Source organism: Arthrobacter sp. BGA-UO-ETr-C19 (assembly GCF_059568005.1).
Window position 1 is genome coordinate 1 of record NZ_JCAQPC010000011.1, and the last position, 10,086, is coordinate 10,086.

Here is a 10,086-nt window from a genome sequence, read left to right on the forward strand (position 1 = left end):
TTCACCCGGATCAGCCCCTCCAGAGCAAAGAACAACGCCATCAAACAACTCAACAGCCTCGGCTACGAAGTCACCATCACCCCCGTCACCGCAGCCTAACCCCCTCCTACTTTCGTATTAGATGGGTCAGTCGGAGACGACGTACGTCTCGGAGCCCTGGCGGCGGGCCTTGCCCGCTTCCATCAGGGGCCCGACGACGGCGCGCAGCGCTGCCATTGAATCGTCCACTTCCATGAGCACCGGGTATTGGTACGCGATGAGGGCCAGGAGGTCACGGACCGCGGCCTCTGCCTCGCCGGCGTCCAGCTCCGGCTCGTGGCCGAGGAACACATCGGAGGGGTGGTCAGAGTTGCCTTGGGCATAGCTGATCGCGAAGGCCTGGATCTTGCCCTTGCGGCTTGCCGGCACGCCGGACCCGAAAGCGCTGGCTTTCGGGGCGCGCAGCACGATCGCGCCGTGCGCGCCGCTGAGCTCATCCAGGAACAGCCTCTGCACCGTGCCGATGCCCAGCTCGCCAGGGCTGTCCCAGCTGTGGACGGACGAGTAGTACCGGCCCACGACGTCGGAAAGCTCCACTGACCCGGTAGCCAGGTCCTCGATGCGCTCGGACGCCGCTTCCTCCGAACCGTCGCCGAAGACGGGCAGCTTCAGGGCCGCCGGCTCCACCACGACGAGCCGGGTGTGCTGGATCGGGGTGAGCCCCGCCGCCTCTGCGAAAGCGGCGCCGGTGGCGCCCGGTTCCACCTTGCAGCGCAGCCGGGTAACGCCCGACGGCGATCCCTCCGCCTCGCGGCGCAGCATCATGAGCACCGTGGAGCCGATCCCGGCCCGGCGGTGGTCGCGCGCCACTTCGACGTACACCCACAGCCGCTCCGGGTGCAGGCTGGCCTCGTGGACCACGCCGGCGGCAACCGGGATGGCCACGCCGTCGACGACGTCCTCGGCCACGATGCAGCGCCGCCACGGGGCATTGCCCGAGGGCGCGAGGGTGCCGCGGAACTGCCCCGCCTGGTCGGTTTCCGGGTCTCCCCAGACCTCCAGCAGGGCGAGGTCGTCCCCCTCGCGCCATTCGCGGTATTGGATCGCCACGGCTAGGCGCCGATCAGCCGTGCGGCCAGGTAGCCCTCCACCTTGTCCAGGGACACGCGTTCCTGGCTCATGGTGTCGCGTTCACGGATGGTGACCGCCTGGTCCTCGAGCGTGTCGAAGTCCACCGTGATGCAGAACGGGGTGCCGATCTCGTCCTGGCGGCGGTAGCGGCGGCCGATGGCGCCGGCGTCGTCGAAGTCGATGTTCCAGTTCTTGCGCAGCTGGGTGCCCAGGTCCTTGGCCTTCGGGGAAAGGTCCTCGTTGCGGCTGAGCGGCAGCACCGCGGCCTTCACCGGGGCGAGCCGCGGGTCAAGCTTGAGCACCGTGCGGACGTCCACGCCGCCCTTGGCATTGGGGGCCTCGTCCTCGGTGTAGGCGTCGATGAGGAAGGCCATGAAGGACCGGGTCAGGCCGGCGGCCGGCTCAATCACGTACGGCGTGTACCGCTCGTTGGTGGCCTGGTTGAAGTAGCTGAGGTCCGTTCCGGAGGCCTTGGCGTGCGTGGAGAGGTCAAAGTCGGTGCGGTTGGCGATGCCTTCGAGCTCGCCCCACTCGGAGCCCTGGAAACCGAAGCGGTACTCGATGTCCGTGGTGCCCTTGGAGTAGTGGCTGAGCTTGTCCAGCGGGTGCTCGAAGAAGCGCAGGTTCTCCTCGCGGATGCCCAGGTCCGTGTACCAGGACATGCGCTCCTTCATCCAGTACTGGTGCCACTCTTCGTCCGTGCCCGGCTCCACGAAGAATTCCATTTCCATCTGCTCGAACTCACGGGTGCGGAAGATGAAGTTGCCCGGGGTGATCTCGTTGCGGAAGGACTTGCCGATCTGGCCGATGCCGAACGGCGGCTTCTTCCGGGAGGTGGTGAGCACATTGCTGAAGTTCACGAAGATGCCCTGGGCGGTTTCGGGGCGCAGGTAGTGCAGGCCTTCGTCGCTGGCCACGGGGCCCAGGAAGGTCTTCAGGAGTCCGGAGAATTCCTGCGGCTCGGTCCATTCGCCGCGGGTTCCGCAGTTGGCGCAGGCGATGTCCTTGAGGCCGTTCTCGGCGGGCCGGCCCTTCTTCTCCTCGTATTCCTCTTCGAGGTGGTCGGCGCGGTAGCGCTTGTGGCAGGAGAGGCACTCGACGAGGGGGTCGGAGAAGACCTCCACGTGGCCGGAGGCTTCCCATACCTGGCGGGGCAGGATGACGGAGGAGTCCAGGCCCACCACGTCTTCGCGGCCGCGCACCACTGACTGCCACCACTGGCGCTTGATGTTTTCCTTCAGCTCGGCACCGAGGGGTCCGTAGTCCCAAGCGGAACGCGAGCCTCCGTAGATCTCGCCGGCCTGGAAAACGAAACCTCTCCGCTTGGAAAGGGAAATGACCTGGTCGAGGACGGATTTTGCTGCCATGGGAACTCCAATTTCTACAGGGCCGCTGGGTGCGGTCCGCGGTGTCTCTGGCCCTGGACCGCGGCTGGATGCCGGGCGGGGGCGTGTGAAAGGGAAAACTGTGCAGGAAGCTGCGTGTCCTAGCCTACCGGGAGCTGCCTCTGGAAGGCGCGCCCCCATCTCCGGAAGGCGCCGCTCATCTTCGTAAGGCGCCGCGGGGCCACGGCAGCGTGGCCACGACGATGGACGCGAGGGTCAGCAGGGTCCCCAAAACCGTGGCCGCCTCCACCACGGTGCCCGGCGTGGGCACCAGCAGGTCCAGGCCGAGCGACCCCAGGAGCTGCCCGGCGATCATGCCCAGTCCGGTCACCAGCACGCCGAGGCTGCGAACCAGCAGCGCGCCGAGGCCGATGAAGACGCAGCCCATGGGCCCGCCGAGGTAGTACCACCACTCCCCCGGCAGCGGGTTGGCCGGACCGGCGACGGCCACCTTGATGGACCAGGCAACCCACAGCACGCAGGTGCCGGCGATGAAGTTCACCAGCGTGGCCGCGATGGGGGTTCCGTAGTGCACGGTGGCGGTGCCGTTCATGGCCTGCTGGAAGCTCATCAGGAACCCGGCGAGAACCGGCAGGATGATCGGCAGCAGGAGCGCTGTGGGATCGGCAGCCCCGCCGCCGGCCGCGCCTGCAGCGCCCGCCCCGCCCCCGGCGAACCGGGGTGAAACCGCCCAGGAGACGGCCGCGATGGTGAGGATGCAGCCGATGACGCGGATGCCGGTCACGGACTTCTTGCCGGCCGGGCCGATGCCCAGGCGGTCCACGAGCAGACCGCTGAGTGTCTGTCCGGTGACGGTTGCCACGGTAAAGAGGGCGATGCCCAGCAGCCCCACGGTGAAGGACTGGGCGAAAACGAAGAAGGCGCCGATGCCGCCGGCGAGCGCGTAGTACGGCGGGAAGCGGCGTTCCCGCAGGGCGGGCAGGATTTGGGCCAGGCCGGCGCGCCCGCGCGGAGCCAGCAGGGACACGATGACCATCACGATCAGTCCGGTGCTGAAACTGACGACGGCGGCGGCTATCCCGTCCCCGAGGCGGGCACCGAGGGCCCCGTTGATGCGCCCCTGGACGGGGATGGCAAGCCCGGAGGCCACGGCCATAGGAAGGCCCACGGCAAGGGGCAGCCGGGGTGCATGGGTCATTCGTATCACCTTACGTCAGGCATCATTACTGGTATGAGCAACCCGGAAATCGAAGAGATCCCCATCCGCGACACCATGATCCGCCTGGGCCAGCTCCTGAAGCTCGCCAACCTCGTGGAGGACGGCGTGGAGGCAACGGAGCTGATCAAGAACGGCTTGGTCAAGGTCAACGGTGAGATCGATGACCGGCGCGGCCGGCAGCTTCACCACGGGGACACGGTGACGGTGAACGGCCAGACCGTCCGGGTCAGCGCTCCCCAGGCGTAAAAGCTCTTTGCTGTAGGAGGGCCTACTTGTTCAGCACCTCGTGGGTGAGGAACTCGGACACGTGCCCGACCTCCTGGGCGTTGATGCCATGCCACATGCCGGTGTAGAGGACCTTGGTCAGCTTTACGTGCTTGCGTACCCAGTCCATCGTGTATTCGATCTTGTCCGGCGTGATGACCGGGTCCTGCTGGTCCCGGCCCCAGAACAGCGGCACCGTTCCGTCCAGCTCGGCGTCGCGGAACTCGCCGTCGGAATCCGCGTTGACCACAAAACCTGACAGTCCGACGACAGCGGCAAAGTCAGCGGGCCGCTGCCGGAGCAGCGTGGTGGCCATGGCCATGCCCATCGAGAACCCGAGAAGGGTGACGGACGGGTGGTCGGCTTTGACCGTGTCCAGCCAGTCCAGCACGTACGCTGACGCTGCCTTGACCGCGTCGACTGAATATTCGATCGAGCCGGTCAGCGGGAACCAGGAAAAGCCCGGTCCCATGGCGATGGGTGCGCGGACCGATGCCACCGCGAAGTCGTCAGGGAGCATGTCAGCCAGGCTGAGGAGGTCCTGCTCGTTCGCGCCGTAGCCGTGCAGCAGGACGAGCAGTGGCTTGCCGGCCCTGGCTTCCTCAGGCTTGGACCACAGAACAACGGGGGCAGGAAAGGAGTCGGCTAAAGTCATGGCTCCATTCTTACAGTTACCCGCTGGTAACAACCTACGGTGGCGTAGCCAGGCGGTAACGGTACAGGATGGGAAAGTGAGCGGAACCGAAACCATGCAGCAAGCCCCAGAGCCCATAGAAGAATCCCAGGAGCCTGCGGACCGGCACCCCTGGAGCAGGTATGTGGCCATGGGCGATTCCTTTACCGAAGGCATCGGCGACCCCGAACCCAGCAGCCCGGGCGGCTACCGCGGCTGGGCGGACCGGGTGGCGGAGGAGCTCGGCCGGGGCCATGAGGATTTCGCCTACGCAAACCTTGCCGTGCGGGGACGGCTGCTGCAGCAGATCATCGACCAGCAACTGGCGCCCTGTCTGGCCCTCAAGCCCGACCTGGTGACGCTGTCCGCCGGCGGGAACGACCTCATCCGGCCCGGCGGCGACCCGGATGCCCTGGCCGAACGGCTCGACCCGGTGGTGCAGATGCTGACGATGAGCGGAGCCACCGTGGTGCTGTTCAACGGTCCGGATACAGGATCGTCCGTACTGGGGCGGATCCGCAGCAAGGTGGCCATCTACAACGAAAACCTCCGCACCATCGCCGCCCGGCACGACGCGATCATCGCCGACATGTGGTCGCTCCGGCAGCTGAAAGACCCGCAGATGTGGAACGAGGACCGGCTGCACTTCTCGCCGCTGGGACACCACACCATCGCCGCCATGGTGCTCGAAGCACTGAACGTCCAGCACAGCCTGGAGCCGCTCGTGCCGAAACCGCTGCCGCCGCGCAGCTGGCGCGAGGCCCGCAGCGAAGACCTGGTCTGGGCTCGCGAGTACTTTGTGCCGTGGGTGGTCCGGCGGCTGCGCCACCGCTCCTCCGGCGACGGCATCCTCCCCAAACGGCCGACGCCGGGACCCGTGTTCGGTCCGGGTGTTCCGTTGGGTTCGGGTGAAGGACCGCTGGGCCTGGGCGATCCCGTCCGGCAGTAGCCGTGAATGGCTGGGGCGATTGGCTTGGTTGGTGACTGAACTGCCAAAGGTGAGGAGCGGCGTCGGGCATGGAACCCCACGAGGTGCTGCGGACCCGGCTGGCCGGCCAGCAGCTGAGGGAGCCGCGGGCGGCCACGGCCGAGGAAGCCGTGAAAAACCTGCTGGCGGTCCAGGCGCAGGAGTTCCCCTACGCGCGCTGGTCCCTGGCCCAGCGGACCGACGGCGCGACGGCCGCCGATGTGGAGCAGGCAGTTTCCGACGGTCGGATCCTCCGGACCCACATCCTGCGCCCCACCTGGCATTTCGTGCACCGCGATGACCTGCCGTGGCTCCGGGCCTTGTCCGCACCACGGCTGCACCAGGCGAACGGCGGCACGTACAGCAGGACCGGGATCGACGAGGCGGCAGCGTCCCGGAGCGCCGACGTGCTGGCGGAAGCGGTGGCCGGCGGTGCGCACCTCACCCGTGAGCAGCTGGCTGCCAGGCTGCAGGGTGCGGGCTTCCCGGCCAAGGGACTCGTCCTCGCCTACCTGATCATGCATGCCGAGATCAGCGGGGTGCTGGTGAGCGGCGCTCCCGTCCGCAGTCCGGGCGGCGCGCTGCGGCAGACGTACGCCGCGTTCGATGAGCGCGTGGCCGGGGCTGCCCCGGCGGCCGTGCTCTCGCGGGAGGAATCGTTGGCGGCCCTGGCGCTGAGGTATTTCGGGAGCCGCGGGCCTGCCACCGTCCGGGATTGCGCGGACTGGTCCGGACTCACGATGACTGATGTGCGCAAGGGGCTGGCACTGGCGGACGAGATCGCTCCGGGCGCCATCGTTGCCGCCAGCTTCGACGGCGCCGAGTTCTACCTCCGCCCGCCAGAGTCCGGCGGGGAGGCACCGGGGCGCGCCAGGGATGGGCGGCCACAGATCGACCTGGTCCAGTGCTACGACGAATACATCATGGGCTATTCGGTCTCACGGCACTATTTCGGTGGGACCGCGCCCGCGTATCCCTTTGGCGACAATCCGATGCATGTGGTCCTGCTCGACGGGGTCCAGGCAGGCTCCTGGCGGCATTCCCTGGTACGGCGGGGGTCCGCCGCACAGCGCTGCGAACTGGACATCCGGCTCTCCCGGCCGCTCGGACGGGAACTGGAAAATGCGCTGGAAGTGGCAGTGGCCAGGTACGGGGACTTCCTCGGTTTGCCGGCCGTCCGGGTTCCGGCAGGCACCTGAGTTCGAGAGCCTCTCTCCGGTGACGCCGTGCGCTCTGGGCATAAGGATCCTGGACGCGTTCTCCGGCGGGACTAAGCTGGAATGGACACTCAGCGAGAGGCCCCACCGTGTTCGACTTGTTTTTCTGGATCATCATTCTGGCCGTCCTGGTTCCCATGGGCATGCGGATGTACCGGCGGTCGGTCCAACAGCGGAACCAGGGGCCCGGCCTGCCCGGACAGTACCCCGGCCAGTTTCCCAACCAGGGCGACGACCAGTTCGGCAACCAGCCTGGCAGCCCGTTCGGAGGCCCATTCCAGGGCCGGCCGGACAACCGGCCCCGGGACGGCTACACGCAGCAGGACTACTTCAGCGGTGGATTGGGGTTTCCCCAGCGCCGTGGCCGGGAAGAGCTTCCGCCCCTGAACCAGCCCTACCCGGGTCAGCAGTACCCGCCATACCCCCAGCCGGGCCCGAACCAGCCCTACCCGGACCAGTCATATCCGAACCAGCCGTACCCCACCCAGCCTGGTCCCGGCGGCCCTGGTGCACCCTCCTGGCAGCAGGGGCCGGTCCCCTATGAGGACAGCCCGGAATACCGGGCCAACCCGCCCCAGCCACAGCAGAACCCGGCCCCAGCCACTGGCCCGGGGCCCTCGACTCCCCCGCCGCCGTCGGCTCCACAGGGTTTCCGCGCGCGCAAGCTGGCCGAACTGGACCAGCAGTACAGCGACGGCCAGATCTCCATGGAGGAGTACATGGCCCGGCGCAACGACATCATGAACGGTTAGGCGCAAAAGCTGGTAGCCGTTGCGGCTATCGACCGACCCCTATCTGTTGACTGTCAGCGTGAGAGGTGCTGCCGTCGAGGGTCCGCCGCATTCGGCCGTGCCACCGGTCCGTTGCCAGACCAATGACACCTTTTCCTCCGCGAGGATCCTGCCCGCGGCGTCCAAGGCCCGTACAGTCGCCGATCCGGGAGAGTCCATGTCGAAGCTAAAGCGCCAGGTGTCCGCGCCGACCTTCTCGACCACGATGCGGTGAACGGCGGGACCACCACCTGGCGGGAATCCAAGACCGTTGGCGCCGGTCGGAGTCGCGGTCGGGGTTGGAAGAACCGGCTGCGGGGCGGGGCGTTCAGTTGCCCGGGAACACGCTTCCGGTGTGCACAGCTGCACCCAGGCGACGTTGCGGGTATCCCCGGCCAGGGCCACAGTGGCGGAGTTGTTCCATCCGCTTCCCGGGCAAACCCTGCCGCAGCCCGTCACCGGCAGGAGCGCCGGCAGCAACAGTGTGAGAAATGCAAAGGTTCGCAGCCGGAGCATGCGGCCAGCATAGGTTCCGCCACGCCCGGAAGATAGGTTCCCGGGACTCAATGCATTCGACCGGTCGGCCACGGCAAACTGACCCCCAGGCCGAATCCCGCACCGGAATTCCACCTACGCGACAAGCGGGTCCTGATGACGCGCGCGCCTTAGAGATTTGGCGTGCTCAAGCAGTTCCCGCTTGCGGCCAAGGCGTGTGGCTGTAGTCGGGGCCGCGGGTGGCGGTGCGGTGGAGTGGCAGGTGCGGCGGGGTATTCCAGGGTTTTCAGGCGTGCCGGGGTCGAGTCCGTCGGGTGGGTCGAGGTCGCCAAGGATGGCCTGGACGTCTGGTGGCCAGTGGGGTGGTTCCCAGTCGGGTTGTTCGCTGACGTAGCGGCGGCCGGCGGGTGAGGTCCATCCGGGTGCGTCGTTGGTGCTGGCGGCGGTGGGTGTCCAGGCGGAGTTGTGTTTGAGGCGGTGATGCTTGGGGCATGGCTGGCCGAGGTTGCTGATCCCGGTGGGGCCGCCGCGGGCCCAGGCCAGGAGGTGGTCGGCCTCGTTGTCCAGGGAGTGGTTGTTGCAGCCGGGGAACGTGCATTTGGCATCCCTGAGCCGTAGCCATTGCCTCAGTGCTATGGGGATGCGGTAGCTGGTCCGTCCGATCTCGAGGGGTGCGCCGTCACGGGGGTCGGTGAGCACCCTCCGGAACGATGGCGCCCCGTCGGCAACGAGTGCACGTGCCATGGAGGGCGGGATCGGCCCATAGCCGTCGAGCATGGCCGGCTCCTCGGTCAGGCCAAGCAGAGAGAGCGCCGGAACGGTGACCAGGACCTGGGCCACGGGCGAGGGCACGCCATCGAGCGGTCTCGAACTAACCAACACATCTCCGGCAGCGGCGCTGCTCCCGTCAGACTCGGATGGGCCGTTCATGCCGCCCCCGGCACGGTCCGTTGACCCGCCGGTGGTACCTCGCGATGCTCTGCCGGTGCTGGCCGTTTGCGTCCTATCGTCGCCGGCGCCGGCAGGTGCGAGGCCTGCGGTGAGGAGCCAGGTCGAGGCGATATCGGCACGGAGCTGGGTGAGGGTCCTGGCCTCGCCCGGCCCCTGCATGGCCCTGGCGGCGGCGGTGGTGCGGTCCCAGATCCCGGCTGCCTGGGCGGCGGGCAGGTAGGCCGAGAGCCAGGCCATCCCGTCCCGGTCCGGGGCGTATTCCACCCGACGGTCAGCGGCACTGCGGGTGTGGCGTGTTTCGATGCTGACCGGGTGGTGCCGCTCCCGCCAGATACGGACCTTCGCCCGGAACCGGCACGGGACGAGCTCACCGGCCGGGCAGCCGCGGGCGGGGTCAGGCGCGTCCGGGTCCAGGAAGTGGGCCTCCAACGCCGCAGCCCCGGCCGGGTCGAGGTTCAGGGTTTCGTCCACCATGATCCGGGCGTGCTGCCACGCCACGGTTCCGGCCTGCAGCGCGGACAAGGTCACCGGCAGGTCCGTGGTCAGGGTACTGGCCTCGAACAAGAGGGCGCCGGCAGCGCGTTCGCTGATGGTCAGGGCACACGCAACCTCGGCGTTCACGGCCATGTCCCTGACAGTGCGGTCCCGCGTGGACGCGGCCGGTGGCGTCATGGCTTTCTCAGCATTGGCATAGCCGGCGACAACGTGCACCTTCAGGGCCGCTATCCGCGCTTCCAGTTTGGCTAGCTCGGCCAGCGCGTCCAGGCAGCCGTCCGCCTGGTCCCGCAACGGATCAACACCGTCCCGGTCCGGGCTGTCCGTCCCGCGGGCAGCCCGGCTTCCCGTTCCGCGGCGGACCAAAACAGCCAGCGCAGAGACGGAGGCGTCAATGGCCTCCACGGTCTCCACAGCTGCACTGCTTTCCATACCCGAAGCATTTCACGGGCCACCATCGGTAATGATGGAAGTGGTTATGTTGCGGTGTGACTCTGCCACTGACTGACGCCCGAAGGGTTTGTCTTCCAATTGATTTGTCCGCCGCAACATGACTGCTGTAAACGCGGCGGCCAGATG

General features: G+C 67.7%; 10 protein-coding genes. 4 read left to right on the forward strand and 6 right to left on the reverse strand.

Annotated elements, in window-relative coordinates; genetic code table 11:
• Positions 1 to 126: 126 nt before the first annotated feature.
• From AC57BR_RS05655 to AC57BR_RS05665, 3 genes are all read right to left on the reverse strand, one after another.
• A complete protein-coding gene (locus AC57BR_RS05655) occupies positions 127 to 1,089 on the reverse strand; it encodes a GNAT family N-acetyltransferase (protein WP_496358785.1) in 963 nt (320 codons plus the stop codon).
• 2 nt (positions 1,090 to 1,091) lie between these two features.
• Positions 1,092 to 2,477 (reverse strand): glycine--tRNA ligase, encoded by a 1,386-nt coding sequence (locus AC57BR_RS05660; RefSeq protein WP_496358786.1) that lies wholly within the window; start codon positions 2,475 to 2,477, stop codon positions 1,092 to 1,094.
• Between the two features lie 175 nt (positions 2,478 to 2,652).
• Positions 2,653 to 3,654 carry a DMT family transporter gene (locus AC57BR_RS05665; protein ID WP_496358788.1) on the reverse strand — a complete coding sequence of 334 codons (1,002 nt, stop codon included), beginning with the start codon at positions 3,652 to 3,654 and terminating at the stop codon, positions 2,653 to 2,655.
• 33 nt (positions 3,655 to 3,687) lie between these two features.
• Between AC57BR_RS05665 and AC57BR_RS05670 the strand changes: the two genes are divergently transcribed.
• A complete protein-coding gene (locus AC57BR_RS05670) occupies positions 3,688 to 3,921 on the forward strand; it encodes an RNA-binding S4 domain-containing protein (RefSeq protein ID WP_496358789.1) in 234 nt (77 codons plus the stop codon).
• Between the two features lie 22 nt (positions 3,922 to 3,943).
• Here AC57BR_RS05670 and AC57BR_RS05675 read toward each other — a convergent pair whose 3' ends face one another.
• Complete coding sequence (locus tag AC57BR_RS05675) at positions 3,944 to 4,594, reverse strand: alpha/beta hydrolase (RefSeq protein ID WP_496358790.1); 651 nt, start codon at positions 4,592 to 4,594, stop codon at positions 3,944 to 3,946.
• A 94-nt stretch (positions 4,595 to 4,688) separates the two neighbouring features.
• Here AC57BR_RS05675 and AC57BR_RS05680 point away from each other — a divergent pair, with 94 nt between their 5' ends.
• From AC57BR_RS05680 to AC57BR_RS05690, 3 genes are all read left to right on the forward strand, one after another.
• Positions 4,689 to 5,561 (forward strand): SGNH/GDSL hydrolase family protein, encoded by an 873-nt coding sequence (locus tag AC57BR_RS05680; RefSeq protein WP_496358795.1) that lies wholly within the window; start codon positions 4,689 to 4,691, stop codon positions 5,559 to 5,561.
• A 68-nt stretch (positions 5,562 to 5,629) separates the two neighbouring features.
• A complete protein-coding gene (locus AC57BR_RS05685; protein ID WP_496358791.1) occupies positions 5,630 to 6,778 on the forward strand; it encodes a winged helix DNA-binding domain-containing protein in 1,149 nt (382 codons plus the stop codon).
• Between the two features lie 107 nt (positions 6,779 to 6,885).
• Complete coding sequence (locus AC57BR_RS05690) at positions 6,886 to 7,548, forward strand: hypothetical protein (protein ID WP_496358792.1); 663 nt, start codon at positions 6,886 to 6,888, stop codon at positions 7,546 to 7,548.
• Between the two features lie 39 nt (positions 7,549 to 7,587).
• Here AC57BR_RS05690 and AC57BR_RS05695 read toward each other — a convergent pair whose 3' ends face one another.
• Both AC57BR_RS05695 and AC57BR_RS05700 read right to left on the reverse strand, forming a co-directional pair.
• Positions 7,588 to 8,082, reverse strand: coding sequence for a hypothetical protein (locus AC57BR_RS05695; RefSeq protein WP_496358793.1), 495 nt, complete (start codon positions 8,080 to 8,082; stop codon positions 7,588 to 7,590).
• Positions 8,083 to 8,196: 114 nt separating this feature from the next.
• The gene (locus tag AC57BR_RS05700) at positions 8,197 to 9,939 is read right to left on the reverse strand and encodes an HNH endonuclease signature motif containing protein (RefSeq protein WP_496358794.1); all 1,743 of its coding nucleotides are present in this window, start codon (positions 9,937 to 9,939) and stop codon (positions 8,197 to 8,199) included.
• Between the last annotated feature and the right edge of the window lie 147 nt (positions 9,940 to 10,086).

Excerpts from the sequence above, each read along its gene's own strand:
- AC57BR_RS05660 (WP_496358786.1), bottom strand. The coding sequence starts at position 2,477 with ATGGCAGCAAAATCCGTCCTCGACCAGGTCATTTCCCTTTCCAAGCGG.
- AC57BR_RS05665 (WP_496358788.1), bottom strand. The coding sequence starts at position 3,654 with ATGACCCATGCACCCCGGCTGCCCCTTGCCGTGGGCCTTCCTATGGCC.
- AC57BR_RS05670 (WP_496358789.1), top strand. The coding sequence starts at position 3,688 with ATGAGCAACCCGGAAATCGAAGAGATCCCCATCCGCGACACCATGATC.
- AC57BR_RS05675 (WP_496358790.1), bottom strand. The coding sequence starts at position 4,594 with ATGACTTTAGCCGACTCCTTTCCTGCCCCCGTTGTTCTGTGGTCCAAG.
- AC57BR_RS05680 (WP_496358795.1), top strand. The coding sequence starts at position 4,689 with ATGCAGCAAGCCCCAGAGCCCATAGAAGAATCCCAGGAGCCTGCGGAC.
- AC57BR_RS05685 (WP_496358791.1), top strand. The coding sequence starts at position 5,630 with ATGGAACCCCACGAGGTGCTGCGGACCCGGCTGGCCGGCCAGCAGCTG.
- AC57BR_RS05695 (WP_496358793.1), bottom strand. The coding sequence starts at position 8,082 with ATGCTCCGGCTGCGAACCTTTGCATTTCTCACACTGTTGCTGCCGGCG.
- AC57BR_RS05700 (WP_496358794.1), bottom strand. The coding sequence starts at position 9,939 with ATGGAAAGCAGTGCAGCTGTGGAGACCGTGGAGGCCATTGACGCCTCC.